The sequence below is a fragment of the Streptomyces sp. NPDC030809 genome (assembly GCF_055572195.1).
Genome location: NZ_JBVIDV010000030.1, coordinates 1 through 19,589 on the forward strand (window position 1 = coordinate 1; position 19,589 = coordinate 19,589).

Annotated in this window: 13 protein-coding genes; 7 read left to right on the forward strand and 6 right to left on the reverse strand. The window is 71.4% G+C overall.

The features are described 5' to 3' along the window. Positions 1-98 precede the first annotated feature (98 nt). Positions 99-2,819, reverse strand: a complete 2,721-nt coding sequence (mgtA, locus tag ACZ407_RS30555) for a magnesium-translocating P-type ATPase (RefSeq protein WP_468133951.1) — start codon at positions 2,817-2,819, stop codon at positions 99-101. A 678-nt stretch (positions 2,820-3,497) separates the two neighbouring features. Here mgtA and ACZ407_RS30560 point away from each other — a divergent pair. The 6 genes from ACZ407_RS30560 (at position 3,498) to ACZ407_RS30585 (ending at position 12,159) form a co-directional block, all read left to right on the forward strand. Continuing rightward, on the forward strand, positions 3,498-4,667 hold the full coding sequence (locus tag ACZ407_RS30560; protein WP_468133953.1) for an ROK family transcriptional regulator: 1,170 nt from the start codon (positions 3,498-3,500) through the stop codon (positions 4,665-4,667). A gap of 211 nt (positions 4,668-4,878) precedes the next feature. Beyond that, positions 4,879-5,982: a substrate-binding domain-containing protein gene (locus tag ACZ407_RS30565; protein ID WP_468134082.1), complete on the forward strand. Its 1,104-nt coding sequence runs from the start codon at positions 4,879-4,881 to the stop codon at positions 5,980-5,982. A 230-nt stretch (positions 5,983-6,212) separates the two neighbouring features. Beyond that, positions 6,213-7,001, forward strand: coding sequence for an ATP-binding cassette domain-containing protein (locus tag ACZ407_RS30570; RefSeq protein WP_468133955.1), 789 nt, complete (start codon positions 6,213-6,215; stop codon positions 6,999-7,001). Beyond that, entirely contained in the window at positions 6,998-8,302 is a 1,305-nt protein-coding gene (locus ACZ407_RS30575; RefSeq protein WP_468133957.1) for a sugar ABC transporter permease, read from the forward strand. Before ACZ407_RS30570 ends, ACZ407_RS30575 begins: the two co-directional genes overlap by 4 nt. Positions 8,303-8,538: 236 nt before the next feature. After that, positions 8,539-10,458, forward strand: coding sequence for a 1-deoxy-D-xylulose-5-phosphate synthase (dxs, locus tag ACZ407_RS30580; protein ID WP_468133959.1), 1,920 nt, complete (start codon positions 8,539-8,541; stop codon positions 10,456-10,458). A gap of 129 nt (positions 10,459-10,587) precedes the next feature. After that, positions 10,588-12,159, forward strand: coding sequence for an amino acid permease (locus ACZ407_RS30585; protein ID WP_468133961.1), 1,572 nt, complete (start codon positions 10,588-10,590; stop codon positions 12,157-12,159). A 107-nt stretch (positions 12,160-12,266) separates the two neighbouring features. On the opposite strand, the gene ACZ407_RS30590 is transcribed toward ACZ407_RS30585, so the two are convergent. Continuing rightward, positions 12,267-13,334: an LCP family protein gene (locus tag ACZ407_RS30590; RefSeq protein ID WP_468133963.1), complete on the reverse strand. Its 1,068-nt coding sequence runs from the start codon at positions 13,332-13,334 to the stop codon at positions 12,267-12,269. 238 nt (positions 13,335-13,572) lie between these two features. Between ACZ407_RS30590 and ACZ407_RS30595 the strand changes: the two genes are divergently transcribed. Beyond that, a complete protein-coding gene (locus ACZ407_RS30595; RefSeq protein ID WP_468133965.1) occupies positions 13,573-14,718 on the forward strand; it encodes a hypothetical protein in 1,146 nt (381 codons plus the stop codon). Between the two features lie 118 nt (positions 14,719-14,836). Here ACZ407_RS30595 and ACZ407_RS30600 read toward each other — a convergent pair whose 3' ends face one another. From ACZ407_RS30600 to ACZ407_RS30615, 4 genes are read right to left on the reverse strand one after another with little or no spacing between them, the layout of a single operon-like run. Next, positions 14,837-16,438 carry a glycosyltransferase family 2 protein gene (locus ACZ407_RS30600; RefSeq protein ID WP_468133967.1) on the reverse strand — a complete coding sequence of 534 codons (1,602 nt, stop codon included), beginning with the start codon at positions 16,436-16,438 and terminating at the stop codon, positions 14,837-14,839. A gap of 13 nt (positions 16,439-16,451) precedes the next feature. Beyond that, positions 16,452-17,261: an Ig-like domain-containing protein gene (locus ACZ407_RS30605; protein ID WP_468133969.1), complete on the reverse strand. Its 810-nt coding sequence runs from the start codon at positions 17,259-17,261 to the stop codon at positions 16,452-16,454. 12 nt (positions 17,262-17,273) lie between these two features. Then, positions 17,274-18,074 (reverse strand): rhamnogalacturonan acetylesterase, encoded by an 801-nt coding sequence (locus tag ACZ407_RS30610; protein ID WP_468133971.1) that lies wholly within the window; start codon positions 18,072-18,074, stop codon positions 17,274-17,276. Next, positions 18,074-19,567, reverse strand: coding sequence for an SDR family NAD(P)-dependent oxidoreductase (locus tag ACZ407_RS30615; RefSeq protein ID WP_468133972.1), 1,494 nt, complete (start codon positions 19,565-19,567; stop codon positions 18,074-18,076). Before ACZ407_RS30615 ends, ACZ407_RS30610 begins: the two co-directional genes overlap by 1 nt. Between the last annotated feature and the right edge of the window lie 22 nt (positions 19,568-19,589).

Below are 19,589 nucleotides of genomic sequence, written 5' to 3' on the forward strand. Positions count from 1 at the left end.
CCCCCCCCCCCCCCCCCCCCCCCCCCCCCCCCCCCCCCCCCCCCCCCCCCCCCCCCCCCCCCCCCCCCCCCCCCCCCCCCCCCCCCCCGCTCCGGTGCTCACAGCCAGGTGCCGAACCGGCGGATGTACGCGGTCTTCACCAGCTGGGTCAGGGTGCAGTAGGCCAGCAGCACCCCGACCAGCCAGGGGAAGTACGCGGCCGGCAGCGGTACGAAGCCCAGGGCGCCGGCCAGCGGGGAGAACGGCAGCCAGAGCCCGGCCAGCACCGCGAGCACCGTGGCGGCCATCACCGGCCAGGAGGCGCGGGACTGGAGGAACGGGATCTTCCGGGTGCGGATCATGTGGACCACCAGGGTCTGCGAGAGCAGCCCCTCGACGAACCAGCCGGACTGGAACAGCGCCTGGTGCGCCTCGCTGTCCGCACCGAACACGTTCCACATGATCAGGAACATCGCGATGTCGAAGACCGAGCTGATCGGGCCGATGGCCACCATGAACCGGCCGATCCCGCGGGCGTCCCAGTTGCGGGGCCGGCGCAGGTACTCCTCGTCCATGCGGTCCCAGGGGGTGGCCAGCTGGGCGAGATCGTAGACCAGGTTCTGCACCAGCAGCATCACCGCGAGCATCGGCTGGAAGGGGATGAACGCCGAGGCGACCAGGACCGAGAAGACGTTGCCGAAGTTCGACGAGGCCGTCATCTTGATGTACTTGACCGTGTTGCCGAAGGTGGTCCGGCCCTGGACCACCCCCTGCTCCAGCACGCCGAGGTCCTTCTCCAGCAGGATGATGTCGGCGGACTCCTTCGCGATGTCCACCGCCGTGTCCACCGAGATGCCGACATCGGCGTCCCGCAGCGCGGCCGCGTCGTTGATGCCGTCCCCGAGGAAGCCGACCGTGTGCCCGCCGGCCTGCAGGGCCCGGACGATCCGGGCCTTCTGCACCGGGTTGGCCTTGGCGAAGACCGTCGTACGGGCGGCCAGGTCGCGCAGCGCGGGCTCGTCGAGGCCGTCGGTCTCGCTGCCCAGGACCACGCGGCCGACGTCGATGCCGACCTCCGTGCAGACCCGGGCGGCGACCAGGTCGTTGTCCCCGGTGACCACCTTCACGGCCACGCCCTTGCCGGCCAGGCCCCGCAGGGCGGCGGCCGCGTCGGCCTTCGGCGGGTCGAGGAAGGCGAGGAAGCCGACCAGGGTCAGGCCCTCCTCGTCCGCCACGGTGTACACGTCCTTGGGATCCGCCACGGTCCGGGTGGCGACCGCGAGCACCCGCAGCCCGCGGCGGTTGTGCTCCTCGGCGGTCCGCGCGGCCCCGGCGCGCAGCTCGGCGGTCAGCGGGCTCCGCTCCCCGCGGTGGGTCAGATGGGTGCACAGGGCGAGGACTTCCTCCACCGCGCCCTTGGTGACGATGACGTGCTCCGGGCGGCCGGCGGCGCCGAGCAGCCCGTTGCGGTTGAGGACCACCGACATCCGGCGCCGGGCGAAGTCGAAGGGGATCTCGTCGACCATCGTGAACCGTGCGTCGACGACAACCTCCTCGGCCTCGTCGACGCGGTCGACGACCGCCTGGTCCAGCAGGTTGCGCAGGCCCGTCTGGAAGTGCGCGTTGAGGTAGGCGTACTCCAGGACCTCGGCGTCCTCGTTGCCGTACACGTCGAGGTGGCGGTCCAAGGCGATGCGGTCCTCCGTGAGGGTGCCCGTCTTGTCCGCGCACAGCACGTCCATGGCGCCCAGGTTCTGGATCGCGTTGAGGCGCTTGACGACCACCTTGCGCTTCGCCATGGCGACGGCGCCGCGGGCCAGGTTCGCCGAGACCACCATCGGCAGCATCTCGGGGGTCAGCCCCACCGCCACGGCCACGGCGAAGAGGAAGGCCTCGTCCCAGTCGCCCTTCGTGAGCCCGTTGAGCACGAACACCACGGGGACCATCACCAGCATGAACCGGATCAGCAGGAAGCTGACCTTGCGCACGCCGGTGTCGAAGTTCGTCTGCGGACGCTCTCCGGCCAGGGAGCCGGCCATCGAGCCGAACCAGGTGCGGGAACCGGTGGCGACCACCACGCCGGTGGCGGTGCCGGAGGTCACCGACGTGCCCATCAGGCACAGGTTGCCGGCCTCGACCGGGTCGGTGGTCCCCGGTCGGCCGAGGTCCTCGGCGGGGATGTCCTGCTTGGCCACCGGGAGGGACTCGCCCGACAGCGCGGCCTGGCCGACCATCAGGTCCTTGGAGGCGATCAGGCGCAGGTCGGCCGGGACGAGGTCGCCGGCGGCGAGCCGCACCAGATCGCCGGGCACCACCCGGTCCATGGGCAGTTCCACGGTGGTCGGCAGGTGGCCGCTGCCCGCGCGGCGCTGCACCGCGCAGGTGGTGGTCACGAGCTGCGCCAGGGCGTCCGCGGCGCGGCCGGAGCGGTACTCCTGCCAGAAGCGGAGCAGGCCGGAGACGGCGACCATCACGGACAGGATGACCACGCCCGGGTCGGCCGGGTCCTGTACGTACATGACGGCGGCGAGGAAGACCAGGACCCCGATGAAGGGGTTGGCGTACGCCCCGGCCAGCTGGACGAACCAGCGCGGGGCGCGCTCCTGGGCGATGCGGTTGGGGCCGTGCCGCTCCAGCCGGGCGAGGGCCTCGGCGTGGGTGAGCCCCGAGCGGCAGGCGTCCAACTCCTGGAGGACGGAGACGGCCGGGGCGGCGGCGAACCCGGCGAGCCGGCGGCCGGCCTCGCGGGTACGGGCCTCCAGCTCGGCGGCCTTGCGCTCGCGGCGGCGGGGGCCCGGCGGGGCGAGCTTGCGGGGGGTCAGGGGGGTGAGCAGGGTCATGGGTGCCTCCCTCCGGGGCGCGTGCGGACGGAGCGGAGCCGTCCGGTCACCCGGAGTGGTCGCGGGCCGGCGCGGGGAGCCGCAGGGGCGCGGCCGGGCCGGCACGGGCGTACTGCATCCCTTCGGGGCGCCCGGGGGCGCTTCAGGGCATGCGGAAGGAACGTCGGTGCGGAAAAGGTGTGAAAGGCCTGGATGCCTGGAGGTCCGGAAGGCCTGGAGGCGTCAGAGGCGGAGCGGTGCGGCGGGCGCGGCGGACGCGGATGCGGGCGCGGGCCGGCGCGGGACCTCAGGGGGTCCCGGGGTGCCGGAGGGCGCCGGGCGTCAGGCGGGGCCGGGCGTCAGCCGGCGAGCACGCGGCGGGAACTTCGATCGGGACTCATCCCGAACACCTCCTCGCCTCGTGCGGTCACGTACAGGCGCCCGGTCCGGCCGGTGGGCCGCAGAGCACCGGCGCCTCAGCGACCGTAACACGAACTCCTGGGCCGGATCTCTCATACTTATGACCGGTAGTGGCCGATTCGAGCGGCGTCGGCCTCTTGACGTGTCGATACCCAAAGGCTCGACTTAGGGTTCACAAGTTGGAGAGACGCCGGGGTCTCGCTCGCCAGGGAGACCTGCGGGCGGCCCCGGCCGGGGGGCGACGGCGGGCCGTCGTCAACGGGCAGGAGTGGATGAGGCGTGGAGACTCCGGGTTCGCAGTCGTCACTGCACCGGGCGAATCTCGAACGGGTCGTGCGTGCCGTGCGGCTCGCGGGCTCGCTGACCCAGGCGGAGATCGCCCGTACCACCGGCCTGTCGGCTGCCACGGTGTCCAACATCGTGCGCGAGCTGAAGGAGGGCGGCACGGTCGAGGTCGCGGACACCTCGGCCGGCGGCCGCCGGGCCCGCAGCGTCTCGCTCAGCGGTGACGCGGGCATCGTGATCGGCGTGGACTTCGGCCACGAGCACCTGAGGGTGGCGGTCGGCAACCTGGCCCACCAGGTGCTCGCCGAGGAGGCCGAGCCGCTGGACGTGGACGCGTCCTGGGCGGACGGCTTCGACCGGGCGGAGTTCCTGGTCGGACGCCTGATCGAGACCGTCGGGGTGGGCCGGGACAAGGTCATCGGGGTGGGCCTGGGCGTGCCCGGCCCGATCGACGTGGAGTCCGGCACCCTCGGCTCCACCGCGATCCTGCCGGGCTGGGCGGGCATCAACCCGCGCCAGGAGCTCTCCCAGCGCCTGGGCGTGCCCGTGTACGTGGACAACGACGCCAATCTCGGGGCCCTGGGCGAGCTGGTGTGGGGGAGCGGGCGCGGGGTCAAGGACCTCGCGTACATCAAGGTGGCCAGCGGCGTCGGCGCCGGACTGGTCATCAACGGGCAGATCTACCGCGGCCCGGGGGGCACCGCCGGGGAGATCGGGCACATCACGCTGGACGAGTCGGGGCCGGTGTGCCGCTGCGGCAACCGCGGCTGCCTGGAGACCTTCGCGGCGGCCCGCTACGTACTGCCGCTGCTCCAGGGCACCCACGGCCCGGATCTGACCATGGAGGGCGTGGTCCGGCTGGCCCGGGAGGGCGATCCCGGCTGCCGCCGGGTCATCGCCGACGTGGGCCGGCACATCGGCAGCGGGGTGGCCAACCTCTGCAACCTGCTCAACCCCAGCCGCGTGGTGCTCGGCGGCAGCCTCGCCGAGGCCGGCGAGCTGGTCCTCGCACCCATACGCGACTCCGTGTCGCGGTACGCGATCCCCAGCGCGGCACGGCAGTTGGCGGTGGCCACGGGCGCGCTCGGCAGCCGGGCCGAGGTGCTCGGCGCGCTGGCGCTGGTGCTGAGCGAGATGGGTGATTCCACGCTGCTGCCGGGGTGACCTCCCGGATCCGCCCGCCCGCATGCCCCATGGTGGCCGCAGGTCTCTCTGCGGCCACCTTTGCTGTGTTCAGTTAGATAACGAATGGCACCGTTGTCATCTCGTTAAGTCTTCACTCCTTGACGACAAGGGTGCGGCCGAGTTGACTCACGTCACACCTCGGCCGCAAGGACGCGGCCTCGTCAGGGAGGTTCACAAGATGAACACGCGTATGCGCCGTGCAGCTGTCGCCGTCGCGGCCACCGCGATGGCCGTGTCCCTCGCCGCCTGCGGCTCCGCCAAGGAGTCCGGCGACAAGACCAAGGAGTCGGGCAGCCCCGCGGCGGGCGACGCCATCAAGGTCGGTCTGCTCCTGCCGGAGAACCAGACCGCCCGCTACGAGAAGTTCGACAAGCCGCTCATCGAGAAGAAGATCGCCGAGCTCACGGGCGGCAAGGCCGAGGTGATCTACGCCAACGCCAAGCAGGACGCGACCGCGCAGAACTCGCAGGTCGACACCATGATCACCAACAAGGTGAACGTCCTGATCCTGGACGCGGTGGACTCCAAGGCCATCGCGGGCGCGGTCAAGCGGGCCAAGGACGCGGGCATCCCGGTCGTCGCGTACGACCGCCTGGCCGAGGGCCCGATCGACGCGTACACCTCCTTCGACAACGAAGAGGTCGGCAAGGTCCAGGGCAAGGCCCTGCTGGAGGCCCTGGGCGACAAGGCCAAGTCCGGCCAGATCGTCATGATGAACGGCTCGGTCACCGACCCGAACGCCGCCCTGTTCAAGAAGGGCGCGCACTCCGTCCTCGACGGCAAGGTGAACATCGGCAAGGAGTACGACACCGTCGAGTGGAAGCCGGAGAACGCCAACACCAACATGGCGGGCGCGATCACGGCCCTCGGCAAGGACAAGATCATCGGCGTGTACTCCGCCAACGACGGCATGGCCGGCGGCATCATCACGGCCCTCAAGGCGGCCGGCATGACCCCGCTGCCCCCCGTCACGGGCCAGGACGCCGAACTCGCGGGCGTGCAGCGCATCGTCGCCGGCGAGCAGTTCATGAGCGTCTACAAGCCGTACGCCCCCGAGGCCGCGGCCGCCGCCGAGATGGCCGTCGCGCTGGCCAAGGGCCAGAAGCTCGACTCCGTCGCCAAGTCCACCGTGGACAGCCCCACCACCAAGGGCGTCCCGTCCGTGCTGGTCCCGGTCGTCTCGCTGACCAAGGCCAACATCAAGGACACTGTGGTCAAGGACGGCGTGTACTCCGCCGACGAGATCTGCACCGCGAAGTACGCCGCCGCCTGCGCCAAGGTCGGCCTGAAGTAAGGCCCCCGGCCTCCCCGCGAGGCCGCTCCCGGCCGGGCCCGAGGGCCCCGGTCCGGGACCTCCCCGAGCCTGTCCGGCGCCCCGCCCCTCCCACCCCGCCACGGCGGGGCGCCGGATGGAACAGGAGACGTTTCCCCGTACGGGCGAATCCCCGCTGAAACGTTTCCCCAGCTCCCCACCCCACCCCAGCTCTTCTGTACGACATCCCCGCCGGTCAGGCGGCGAAGGAGATGGTTCATGTGACCGCTGCGCCCGTGCTGGCGTTGCGAGGGGTCTCGAAGCGGTTCGGTGCCGTCCAGGCGCTCACCGACGTAGAGCTCGAGATCCACGCCGGCGAGGTCGTCGCCCTCGTCGGCGACAACGGCGCCGGAAAGTCCACGCTGGTCAAGACGATCGCCGGCGTGCACCCCATCGATGAGGGAACCATCGAATGGGAAGGCAAGGCCGTGTCGATCACCAGGCCCCAGGACGCCCAGCACCTGGGCATCGCGACCGTCTACCAGGACCTCGCGCTGTGCGACAACATCGACGTGGTCGGCAACCTGTTCCTGGGCCGCGAGCTGCGCCGCCGCGGGGTGCTCGACGAGGTGGAGATGGAGCGCCGCGCCCGCGAGCTGCTCACCACCCTGTCGATCCGCATCCCCAGCGTCCGCATCCCGATCGCCTCGCTCTCCGGCGGCCAGCGCCAGACCGTGGCCATCGCCCGCTCGATGCTCGGCGAGCCCAAGCTCGTCATCCTCGACGAGCCCACCGCCGCCCTCGGCGTCGAGCAGACCGCCCAGGTCCTCGACCTGGTCGAGCGGCTGCGCGAGCGCGGCCACGCGGTCATCCTCATCAGCCACAACATGGCCGACGTGAAGGCCGTGGCCGACAAGGTCGCGGTCCTGCGGCTCGGCCGCAACAACGGCGTCTTCAGCGTCGCCGACACCACGCAGGAAGAGATCATCTCCGCCATCACGGGCGCCACGGACAACGCCGTGACCCGCCGTGCGGCCCGTACCGGGGAGGCTCGCAAGTGAGCACCGAACACCACGCCCCAGAGCACCACGGCGAAGAGGCCGTGGCGGACCTGGCGAACCCCGCCGCCGCCGCGGACGCCATCCCGGTCGTGGACCCCCGCCTGCTCGTCCGCGAGCAGGGCCTGGCCGGCTACCTGAACGAGTTCAAGCGCAAGATGCGCGCCGGCGACCTGGGCTCCCTCCCGGTCGTCATCGGCCTGGTGGTCATCTGCGCCATCTTCCAGAGCCTGAACTCCAACTTCCTCTCCGCCGAGAACCTCAACAACATCGGCGTGACGATGGTGGCCACCGGCATGATGGCCGTGGGCATCATCTTCGTGCTGCTGCTCGGCGAGATCGACCTGTCGGTCGGCTCCGTCAGCGGAGTCTCCGGCGCGATCGTCGCGGTCCTCGCCGTCACCCACGGCGTCAACGAGTGGCTGGCCATCCTCGTGGCCCTCGCCAGCGGCGCCGCCATCGGGGCGGTCCACGGCTTCTTCTTCGCCAAGATCGGGGCCCCGGCCTTCGCCGTCACCCTCTCCGGCCTGCTGTTCTGGTCCGGATTCATGCTCCAGATCCTGGGCAGCAACGGCACCATCAACCTCGACTCCGAGGGCGTGGTCGGCAAGCTCACCACGTACTACTTCAGCGATGTGGCCGCCGCGTACGGCCTGGCCTTCGTCGCCGTCGCGGTCTACTTCGTGAGCGCCTTCCTCGACAGCCGGCGGCGCACGGCCGCGGGCGTGCCCTCCCGCCCGGTCGGCGAGATCGCCCTGCGCACCGGCCTGCTCGCCGTGGTCGCGTTCGGCGCCGCCGCGGTCTTCAACCAGTACAAGGGCCTGCCGCTGGCCGTCCTGCTGTTCCTGGTGGTCCTGGTCGGCACGGACTTCCTGCTCCGCCGCACCTCCTTCGGCCGCAAGATCTTCGCGCTGGGCGGCAGCGTCGAGGCCTCCCGGCGCGCGGGCATCAACGTGGCCGCCGTCCGCATCGCGGTCTTCTCCATCGCCGGCACCTTCGCGGCCGTCGGCGGCCTGTTCTGGGCCTCGAAGATCGCCGCCGCCAACCAGAGCGCCGGCGCCGGCGACCTGCTGATGAACGTGATCGCGGCGGCCGTCATCGGCGGCACCAGCCTCTTCGGCGGCCGCGGCCGGACGTGGAACGCCCTGCTCGGTGTCATGGTGATCACATCCATCCAGTACGGTCTCGCACTGCAGGGCATCGCCACCCCGATCCAGTACATGATCACGGGTGCGGTCCTGCTGGCCACCGTGGTGATCGACTCGATCACCCGCAAGACGCAGAAGACGGCGGGCCGCGCCTAGCCACCCCCACCCGGCAGGCGCGCCACCAGCGCCGACCGGTCGTACGCCCGGTGCCCGGTGCCACTCCGTGTGGCGCCGGGCACCTGTGCGTGCGATCACCCGTTCGTGATGTGTGCCCTCGCGGGGATGTGTACAGGTATGACAATGGTGTGACCCTGCCGGGGCCGCCCGATGACCGACGCCGCGAGCGGAACATTAGACTCGACAGACCAGCAAGCAACTGCAAGGAGGCACGGGTGCTGCTGACCCGCATCAAGGGACCGCGCGATCTGGACCGGCTCAGCCCGGAGCAGCTGAACCAGCTGGCCGCAGAGATCAGGTCCTTCCTCGTCGACGCGGTCTCCAAGACCGGCGGGCACCTGGGCCCCAACCTCGGCGTCGTGGAACTGACGATCGCCCTGCACCGGGTCTTCGAATCCCCGAAGGACAAGGTCCTCTTCGACACCGGTCACCAGGCCTACGTCCACAAGCTCCTCACCGGCCGCCAGGACTTCTCCCGGCTGCGCTCGAAGGGCGGCCTGTCCGGCTACCCCTCGCGGGCCGAGTCCGAGCACGACGTCATCGAGAACTCGCACGCCTCCACCGTGCTGGGCTGGGCCGACGGCCTGGCCAAGGCCAACCAGGTGCTCGGCAGGGCCGACCACCACGTGGCCGCGGTCATCGGCGACGGGGCCCTCACCGGCGGCATGGCCTGGGAGGCGCTGAACAACATCGCCGCCGCCAAGGACCGCCCGCTCGTCATCGTCGTCAACGACAACGAGCGCTCGTACGGCCCCACCATCGGCGGCCTCGCCGACCACCTCGCCACCCTGCGCACCACGGACGGCTACGAGCGCTTCCTCGCCCGCGGCAAGGACATCCTGGAGCGCACCCCCGTGGTCGGGAAGCCGCTCTACGAGACCCTGCACGGGGCCAAGAAGGGCCTCAAGGACTTCATCGCCCCGCAGGGCATGTTCGAGGACCTGGGCCTGAAGTACATCGGCCCGATCGACGGCCACGACATCGAGGCCCTGGAGTCCGCCCTGACCCGCGCCAAGCGGTTCAGCGGGCCGGTCATCGTGCACTGCCTCACCCAGAAGGGCCGCGGCTACGAGCCGGCCGTCCAGGACGAGGCGGACCGCTTCCACGCGGTGGGCGTCATCCACCCCGACACCGGCCTGCCGGTCAAGGCCGCCTCCGCCAGCTGGACCTCCGTCTTCGCCGACGAGATGGTCAAGCTCGGCCACGAGCGCGAGGACATCGTCGCCATCACCGCGGCCATGCTCCACCCGGTCGGCCTCAAGAAGTTCGCGGACGCCTTCCCGGACCGCATCTACGACGTCGGCATCGCCGAGCAGCACGGCGCCACCTCGGCGGCCGGCCTGGCCACCGGCGGGGTGCACCCGGTCTTCGCCGTGTACGCCACCTTCCTCAACCGCGCCTTCGACCAGGTCCTGATGGACGTGGCCCTGCACAAGTGCGGGGTCACCTTCGTGCTGGACCGGGCCGGGGTCACCGGCGACGACGGCGCCTCCCACAACGGCATGTGGGACATGTCGATCCTCCAGGTCGTGCCGGGTCTGCGGCTGGCCGCCCCGCGCGACGCCGAGCAGCTGCGCGCCCAGCTGCGCGAGGCCGTCGAGGTCAAGGACGCCCCGACCGTCGTGCGCTACTCCAAGGGCGTCGTCGGCCCCGCCGTCCCGGCCGTGGGCCGCGTCGGCGGCATGGACCTGCTGCGCACCCCGGCCCCCGAGGTCAAGCGGCCGGACGTGCTCCTGGTCTCCGTGGGCGCCCTGGCCCCGATGTGCCTGGAGATCGCCGACCTGCTCGACAAGCAGGGCATCTCCACCACCGTGGTCGACCCCCGCTGGGTCAAGCCGGTGGACGAGGCCCTCGCCCCGCTCGCCGAGCGCCACCGGGTGGTCGTCACCGTCGAGGACAACGGCCGCACCGGCGGGGTGGGCGCGGCCGTCTCGCAGGCCCTGCGGGACGCCGGCGTGGACGTGCCGCTGCGCGACTTCGGCATCCCGCAGCGCTTCCTCGACCACGCGCTCCGCAAGGAGATCCTCGCGGAGATCGGCCTGACCGCCCCGGACATCGCGCGGCAGGTCACGGGCCTGGTCGCCAAGCTGGACGGGCGCTTCGAGGCCGAGACGGCGGAGATCGCCCGCGACTGACCGGACGGCCGGAAACGGCCCTGCTACCGGTCGGTAGTGATCGCTCGCGTTGCACGGCACGGGCCGGTCGGGTCACCCTTGAAGGGTGGTCCGACCGGCCCATTCGCGTGACAGCGTGGAGGTATTCCGGTGAGCACATCGCAGGACGCGGGGCCTGGGCGCCCCGGCAAGGTCTCGGGACCCTTCCGCACCAAGACGGTCGAGCAGTCGATCCGCGACACCGAAGAACCCGAGCACGCGCTCAGGAAATCGCTCTCGGCCTGGGACCTGACGGTCTTCGGCGTCGGTGTGATCATCGGCACCGGCATCTTCGTACTGACGGGCAAGGTGGCCAAGGAGACGGCGGGACCCGCCACGGCACTGGCCTTCGTGGCCGCCGGCGTGGTGTGCGCCCTCGCCGCCCTGTGCTACGCGGAGTTCGCGTCCACCGTCCCCGTGGCCGGCTCGGCGTACACCTTCTCGTACGCCTCGATCGGCGAGCTGCCGGCGTGGATCATCGGCTGGGACCTGGTGCTGGAGTTCGCCCTCGGCACCGCGGTGGTCGCGGTCGGCTGGTCCGGGTACGTCCGCTCGCTCATGGACAACGCGGGCATCCACCTGCCCGTCTCCCTCCAGGGCCCGGACGTCGCGGGCGGCACCTTCGACCTGCTGGCCTTCCTCCTGGTCCTCGTACTGACCGCGATCCTGGTCGTGGGGGTGAAGCTCTCCGCGCGCATCACCGCCCTCGTCGTGGCCATCAAGGTGACGGTGGTGCTCATCGTCATCATCGCCGGCCTGTTCTTCATCACCGGCAGCAACTACTCGCCCTTCATCCCCGACGCGCAGCCGCAGAAGGGCGGTTCGGGGCTCGACGCACCGCTGGTGCAGCTCATGTTCGGCTACGAGCCCACCAACTTCGGCGTCATGGGCATCTTCACGGCCGCCTCCGTCGTCTTCTTCGCCTTCATCGGCTTCGACGTCGTGGCCACCGCGGCCGAGGAGACCAAGCATCCGCAGAAGGACATGCCGCGCGGCATCCTCGGCTCCCTGCTCATCTGCACCGTGCTGTACGTCGCGGTCTCCCTCGTGGTCACGGGCATGCAGCACTACTCGAAGCTGTCGACGAGCGCTCCGCTGGCCGACGCCTTCAAGGACGCCGGGCACCCCGTGTACGGCGGCATCATCAGCTTCGGCGCGGCGGTGGGCCTGACCACCGTCTGCATGATCCTGCTGCTCGGCCAGACCCGGGTGTTCTTCGCGATGAGCCGCGACGGGCTGCTGCCGCGGTTCTTCTCGGTGACCCACCCCAAGTTCCGCACCCCGTACCGGCCGACCGTCCTGCTGGGCGTGGTCATCGCCGTGGTCTCGGGCTTCACCAGCATCAACGAGCTCGCGACCCTGGTGAACATCGGCACCCTCTTCGCCTTCGTGGTGGTGGCCCTCGGCGTGATCATCCTGCGCCGCACCCGGCCGGACCTGCACCGGGCCTTCCGCACCCCGCTGGTGCCGCTGATCCCGATCCTGTCGATCGCGGCCTCGGTGTGGCTGATGCTGAACCTCCCGGCCGAGACCTGGCTGCGGTTCGCCATCTGGATGGTCATCGGCTTCGCCGTGTACTTCCTGTACGGACGCTCCCACAGCCGGCTCGGCAGGGGCCTGGAGCGGGCGCCCGCCCCGGGAGCCCCCGAGGAGCCCACCGAGCCGCCGATGACCCCGCGCTGAGCGGGGCCGCGGCAGCCGCGGCAGGCGCGTGCGTACGCAGGGAGGCCCCGGGACCGCCCGCCGTCGTGGCGGGGGTGCCGGGGCCTCCTGCGGCGCGTACGCCCGGATCAGCCGCTGGTGGCCGGGGACTTCTTCGCCGAGGCCGGGATCAGCGTGTCGTTGCGCAGGGCCTCCCACAGCTGGTCCGCCTGCGGCTGGGCGGCGACCACGCGGTTGGGGTCCACCTTGTCGTAGGCCACCGGGAGCATGATGGTCTCCATGGTGTTCGCGTCCACGCCCTTCATGCTCTTGGCGAAGTCGGCGAGCGCGGTGAGGGAGCCCAGCTCGGAGTCGGTGGTCAGGGACTTGGTGCCGGCGTCGGCGAGCTTGTAGAGGCGGGCCGGGTTGCCGAAGGCGTCCTGCTTCTTGATCTCGGTGAGCATCGCGAGCATGAACTGCTGCTGGAGTCCGATGCGGCCGAGGTCGCTGCCGTCCTTGTAGCCGTAGCGGGTACGGACGAACTTCAGGGAGTCGGTGCCGTCGAGCTTGTGGGTGCCGGGCTCCAGCTGGAGTCCGCCCTTGCCGCCCTTGATGGGCTCCTCGACGGTCACGGTCACCCCGCCCAGCGCGTCCACCAGGCCCTTGAACCCGGCGAAGTCCACCTCGACGAAGTGGTCGATGCGCACGCGCGACATCTGCTCGACCGTGTTCACCACACAGGCCGGACCGGCCACGGTGTAGATGGAGTTGAACATCACGCGCTTCTTGGACGGCAGGGTGCTGCCGTCCTCCTTCCGGCACTCCGGCCGCGTCACCAGCGTGTCGCGGGGGATGCTCACCGCGGTCACCTTCGCGCGGCCCTCGGGTATGTGCATCAGCATCGCCGTGTCGGAGCGGGCGGTGCCGCCGACGTCCCCGTGGTCCAGCTCGGCGTTGGCGCCGCTGCGCGAGTCGGAGCCGAGGACCAGGATGTTCTGGGCGCCGGTGGCGACCTTCTCGGGGCGGTTGTCCCCGATGGCCTTGTCCAGGTCCACGCTGTCGATGTTGCTGTTGAGGTGGCTGAAGAGCCACCAGCCCGCACCCGCGACGACCACGACGAGGACGCCGAGCGACACCAGCGCGATGGTCAACGCGCGCCGGGCACGGCTCTTCGGCGGCTTCCGGCGGCGCCGGGAGGTGCCGGTCTGCTGGGTCATGGCTCGTCGGGCCCTTCCGTCGGGACGCTAGGGTGGCGTGCGAGCGACGGGGGCCTGAGGTGTACCTGCCCAGCCGTCGATTCAAGGATGGTGTGAATAATAGACAGACTTTCGAGACGTTCGAGAGGCGAGGTCTGCAGGGGCTTTCACACCGGGGCGTGACAGTGGGCAGAGGGCGAACGGCCCGTACCGGGCGGACGGCCGGTACGACGGGAACGACGGAAAGGCAGCGGGCGCTGTGATCCGTGGCAGGGGCGGCAACAGGGCCGCGGTCTCCACATCCGGGACGGAAGCCGCCGCGGGCGGCCACGGCCCCGCGCCGCTCGGCCCTGCCCTGAAACGGCTGTTCCGGGCCGGGGACGGCCGCCTGACGGCCTACGCCGCCACCCCCGAGGGCCTGGTCCGCTGGACCGAGGGAGCCGCTGCGGAGGACCGCTGGAGCGGTCCTGAGCGCATCGAGGTCCCGGGCTGGACCGGAACCGTCGCCCTGGCCCAGAACCGCGAGGGATATGTCCACTTCGCGGTGTTGCGGCACCCCGTGAACGGCGAGGGCGACGGACTGGAAATCGCCTTCGCCACCCAGTTCCAGTCCGGCCGCGCCCTCACCGACTGGCACAACCTGGGCATACCCGGCGTGCGCGGCGGCCCGGTCGGCGACCGCCTCACCGGCCCCCCGCGCATCGCGGTCAACCAGCGCTCCGGATCCGTGCACATCCTCGTCTCGCTGCGGCAGGGCGGCATCGTCCGGCGCAGCCGCAACTCCGAGGGCGCCTGGGGCGGCTGGAAGCAGGTCACCCCCGAGCCCTACGGCGGCGAGCTGGCCGCCGTGATGCCCGCCGGGGCCCCGCTGGAGCTCCTCGCCTTCGGCCCCGCCGGCATCGACCGCTGGAGCGGCGCCGGACAGGGCCGCTTCCGCCTCGCCGACCGCATCGGCACCCCCGTGGTCCCCGGCACCCCGGTCGTCTGCGAGACCGGCCGCGGCCGGGCCACGTACTTCTGGCGCTACCCCGGCGACGGCTCGCTCGTCGCCTGGCGGGCCCCCCACCGCGAGGTCCAGGGCGGGCTCATGGCCCTCGGCGGGGCGGGCGGGCAGGGCCCGGCGGGCGTCTGCCGCGCCCCCATCGGCGGCTACGACTGCACCGTCCTCGCGCAGACCGGCGCCCAGGGCGACATCGAACTCAGCGCCTACGTCACGGAGAACGAGGGCTACGGGGCCTGGTGGACCTCCCTCGGAGGCCAGGGCCTGCACAGCCCCCAGCCGGCCGTGGACGGCTCCGGGCGCCTCGTCGTCGGCGCCTTCGACCGGGCGGGCAACCTGGTCCTCGCCCGGCAGGACCCGGCCCAGGAGGGGCTGGCCTTCGGCCCCTGGCACACCGCGGTCTGAGCCCGGCGCCCCCGCTCCCGCGGTCTGAGCCCGGCTCCCGCAGCCCGACGCGCAAGAGCCCGGTACCGCGGGCCGGCTTCCACCGGCCCGTCGTACCGGGCTCCTTGCGTACGGGCGCTCAGCCGCGCGACGGCAGCGGGGTCCGCTGCGACACCTCGATGCTCAGCCCGCCCGCGGCCGTGTAGTGCGGGGTCGCCACCAGCTCCATGCCCTGCACCGTCGGCGAGGGCGCGATGACCACGGGCAGCCGGGCCATCGTGTCCAGCTCCGGGGCCCGCTTCGGGCCCAGCCGGACCTCCCGGGTCACCCCTTCGAAGCTGACCTTCAGGTACAGGTCCCAGATGCCCGGCGGCACCGGCCAGCCGCTGGAGGTCTGCGCCAGGTTGATGCGCGAGGAGAACCGGCCCATGGCGCGGGTGTTGCCCTTCGCGTTCGTCAGGTTGTCGTCCCGGCGGGCCGTGACGGAGAAGGACTCCTCCTGCCCGGTGGTGCGCTCGCGCATCACCACGCGCGTGGCCCGCTCCTTCGTCGACAGCTGCTCGTAGAAGGCGTAGCCGTCCAGCAGCAGGAGGGAGCCGTTCCACTTCATGCTCTGCAGCTCCTGGCTGACCGTCATGTCCTCGGTGATGTCGAACAGTTCGTCCGGCAGGTTCACCGAGGGGTCCCGGAAGAACGGCAGGGAGGTGTACACCCGCCCGTTCTCCACCGTCTTGCGCACGCCCGGGCGGTCCTTGTCCACCTCGAACGCAGCCATCCGCTCCGCCTCCGCGAACTTGCCCGCGGCCAGCAGCGCGAAGCGCACCGCCACCATGCGCGGCAGCAGGGCCATCGCCCCCGGGGAGACCTGGGTGCGCAGCACCTCCGAGGCGGCCCACAGGGTCTGCTCCCGGTCGTGCGGATCCGTCGGGTTCAGCAGCGCCGTGGCCGTGGCCTTGCCGAGCTCGACCTCCAGGTGCCGCGAGTGCAGCTTGTCCCGCTGCGCGCCGGGCGGCAGCAGCGAGTCGACCAGCCGCAGCATCCGCGAGACCAGCGAGACCCGCTCCGCCAGCGAGACCCGGGCGGCCTGGCTGGGTCCCTTGATCACGCAGGTGGTGTCGCCCACCACCGAGATGTTGTCGGCGCCGATGTACGCGGCCGCGGTGAAGGCCTGGTCGTCGCCGATGGTCATGTCCGAGGGGAAGGCCAGCCCGCGCCGCTGCACCATCGAGGTGCGGAACAGCTTGTCCGGGGTCAGCGACCAGTACACCTTCGAGGAGTACGGATCGGTGTGCGTCTGGCTCTTGCGGAACATGGAGGTCGCCACCGTGTGCCGGCCCGAGCTCTCCAGCTTGCCCAGCACCACGTCGGCCTCGTTGCGGTCACCCGAGGCGACCATCGCCTCCAGTGCGCCCGGCGCCAGCCGGTCGGTGGCCTCCAGGAAGATCACGTAACGCCCGGAGGCCTGGCTCAGCGCCCAGTTGCGGGCGGCCGCCGCGCTCAGCCCGCGCGCCACCTGCCCCACCCGCATGAACGAGTGGTACGCGTGCGCCGCGCGCGCCAGGATCGCACCGCTGTCGTCGGTGGAACCGTCGTCGACGGCGATGATCTCCAGCCGCTCGGTGCCGATGGTCTGCGTGGTCAGGGAGGCCAGGCAGGCGTCGATCACGGCGGCGTGGTTGCAGACGCGGACGGCGACCGTCACGTCCTTGATGTCTCCGGGTCGCACCCAGGCAGAGCTCATGGTCGAATGCACCTCATCGGTTCTGCGCGGACTGGTCCGGGCGGGGCCACGGCATCTCGCCGACCAGCTCCGGCCACTGCCAGGGCCGGAACGGGGCCGTCGTCCGCTGCTCCGGGAACACCCCGGGCGCGTGGTGCCCGGCCCCGACCAGGACGTTCACGTGCGAGGACAGCGTGCCGCCGGCCGGCGTGCTCACCGTGTACTCGAAGCGGTCGTAGCCGGTGAAGCCGGGCTCGGGCGCGTACGTCACCCAGCCGTCGTACGACAGCTCGGACTTGCCGTGCCGCGGCCGGGTCACCGACACCGCCGAGCTGCCCGCGGGCACCGCCGCCAGCACGTTCACGGACGCCGTCTGCCCCGGCTCGGCCACCAGCCGCAGGCCCGGCGCCTTGGGACGCAGCACGATCAGCGCCTCGTCGCTCAGCTTGCCGGTCCGCAGCACCTTGCGGCCCGTGGAGTCCGGCATGCCGACCATGATCTGCGGCCGGATCCGGCGCGCGCTGACCGGGTCCTTGACGCGCAGCTGGATGACCCCGGTGCCGGTGGTGCCGCCGTCGGCGCGCACCCGGAACCACTTCTGCTCGCGGAAGTACTCCAGCCCCTGCACGGCCTCGATCTCGGCGGCCCCGACCAGGGGGGCCTCCGGCAGGTACGCGTACCCGTGCGAGGCACCCTCGCCGGGCGCCACGGACAGGCCGAGCTGGACGGTCTCGCCCGGCCGGACCCCGCGGAACGGGTCGGCGGAGCAGTACAGGCCCGCGTAGACGAGGCCGAGGGCCGGGTTCTCGCCGAGGATCCGGCCCCGGCACAGCAGGTGGTTCACGCGCCGGGCTCCTTATTTGCCGGGGTACTTGGACACGCGGGTCTTGGTGCGGTGCCAGAACGTCTCTTCGTCCAGCCAGCCCATCTCGTCGTACGAGAAGCGGCGGCGGTCGAGGTCGCGGCCCCAGTGCCCGGGGATCACGCCCTGCTCCAGCATGCTGCGCACCACGAACCGGGCCACCTCCACGGCGCCCTCGGCCCGCAGGTGCACGTTGTCCGCGTCCTGGACGTTCGCCTGGAGCGGCTCGCCCGGACGCAGGTAGACGAAGACCGGCTTGGAGTTCTCCGGGCCGAGCTCCTCCCACCACTGCAGGCTCTGCCGGTACAGGTCGATCACCGGTACGTGCTCGTCCTCGGCCAGCTGCTGCGCGGCGAGCGGGTAGTCGCCGAGGAACCGGGACACGTTGCCGTGCCGGTCGATGCGGCGCCGCTCGTACGGCAGCATGATCACCGGGTGGCCGCCGGCCTCCCGGACCCCGTGCACGTACGCCGACATGTGCTCGATGAAGGTCGAGAACGGCTTGGTGTGCAGGCCGGGGTCGGGCTTCACGTCGTTCTGGCCGAAGCCGAACAGCAGGTAGTCGCCCGGCGACATGTTCTCGAGGATCCACTGGAGCCGGCCGCGCTCGCGGAAGCTCTTCGAGCTGGCGCGGGCGCGGGCGCAGTTGACGACCTCGACGTGGTCCGTGAGGAACAGCGGCATGGCCTGCACCCACCCCGCCATGGGGAGGTAGCTGTACGGGCGGCTGACCGCGTTGGAGCCGCCCGCGACGAAGATGCGCGGGCGCTGTCCCTGGCCTGCGGGGTGGGTCATCAGTCCTCCGAGGACCGGCTCAGTACGGACGCGAGAGCGGCGTCGAAGCCGGAGCGCTGCGCCGGGATGGTCGGGTCCTGCTGGCGCACGTCGATGATGTGGCCGGTCATCTCGGACAGGAGCACGTCCAGCGAGCTGCGGGCCACCGACTCGGAGGACAGCAGCGAGCCCTCGGGCTCCTGGCCGAACGCCTTGGTGCGCATCGGGGTGGCGGTGCGCTCCGGGTTGATGCAGTTGACGCGGACCCGGTCGCCGGCCCACTCGTCGGCCAGCGCCTGGGTCAGGTTGACCATGGCGGCCTTGGTGGAGGAGTACAGGCTGTAGTCCGCGCGGCCGCGGGTGTAGCTGCTGGAGGTGAACAGCAGCAGCTGGCCGTTGGTCTCGCTCAGGTACTTGAAGGCGGACCGGGCGATGTTCACCGGGGCGAGGTAGTTGACCTCCAGCGCCTCGCGGATCGCGTCGTTGTCGGTCTCGGCGAGCCGGCCGACGCGCAGGATGCCGGCGGTGTTGACGACGAAGTCCACCCGGCCGGTCTCGGCGTACGCCTGGGCGAAGGCCTCGTCCACGTGGTCCGGGTTCTGCACGTGGGTGCCGGTGGTGGAGCGGCCCAGGGCGAAGACGCGGGCGCCGTAGCCCTCGGCTATGCGCGCGATGTCGGCGCCTATGCCGTACGAGCCGCCGAAGACCAGCATGGTCTTGCCGGCCAGCTGCTCGCGGTAGAACTCGTCGCCGGCCTCCTCGGGGGCCAGCGAGGAGGCGAGCTGGAACAGCTTGTCGGCGATGAACACGTCGACGGGCTGGGTGACCTTCATGTTGTACTCGTCGCCCATGACCACGTGCACCGGGACGTCCGGCAGGTAGCGCACGACGACCGAGCAGTCGTCGGTGGCCTGGAACGCCGGGTCCCCGGCGGCCAGCTCGTACGCGCGGCGGATCGTGGACAGCCAGAAGCCCTGCGGGGTCTGGCCGCGGCGCAGCCGGGAGCGGTCCGGGACCTCGGTGATGAACTCGCCGTCGTCCCCGTGGGTGCGGGTGACGATGACCGTGTCCGAGGACGGGATGGCCACGTCCACCGCCTGGTAGCGCTCCAGGGCCTCCACGCACTCCTTGACCACGCGCTGGGAGAGCAGCGGGCGCACCGCGTCGTGGAAGAGCAGGTTGCAGTCCTCGCCCTCGCCGAGGGTGTCCGCGATCGCGGCGATGGCGATGTTCGTGGTCTCGCTGCGGGTGGAGCCGCCGGCGAGCACCCGGGAGACCTTCTTGAGGCCGGCCCGGGTCACGATCTTCTCCGCCTCGCCGGTGTACGCGGGGGTCATCAGCACGATGACCTCGTCGATGTCCGGCGCGTGCTCGAAGATGTGCAGCGTGTGCTCGAGGATCGGCTTGCCGGCGATCTTCAGAAGCTGCTTCGGGATCTCGAGTCCGATGCGCTGACCGGTGCCACCGGCAAGGACGACGGCGACGGTACGGCGTCGGGATGCACTGTGGGACAAGGTCTCCTGCTTCCTGAGAGAG

Bases quoted from the DNA above. Each gene is read 5' to 3' on its own strand.
- mgtA (WP_468133951.1), bottom strand. From the start codon at position 2,819: ATGACCCTGCTCACCCCCCTGACCCCCCGCAAGCTCGCCCCGCCGGGC.
- ACZ407_RS30565 (WP_468134082.1), top strand. From the start codon at position 4,879: ATGCGCCGTGCAGCTGTCGCCGTCGCGGCCACCGCGATGGCCGTGTCC.
- ACZ407_RS30570 (WP_468133955.1), top strand. From the start codon at position 6,213: ATGGTTCATGTGACCGCTGCGCCCGTGCTGGCGTTGCGAGGGGTCTCG.
- ACZ407_RS30590 (WP_468133963.1), bottom strand. From the start codon at position 13,334: ATGACCCAGCAGACCGGCACCTCCCGGCGCCGCCGGAAGCCGCCGAAG.
- ACZ407_RS30600 (WP_468133967.1), bottom strand. From the start codon at position 16,438: ATGAGCTCTGCCTGGGTGCGACCCGGAGACATCAAGGACGTGACGGTC.
- ACZ407_RS30610 (WP_468133971.1), bottom strand. From the start codon at position 18,074: ATGACCCACCCCGCAGGCCAGGGACAGCGCCCGCGCATCTTCGTCGCG.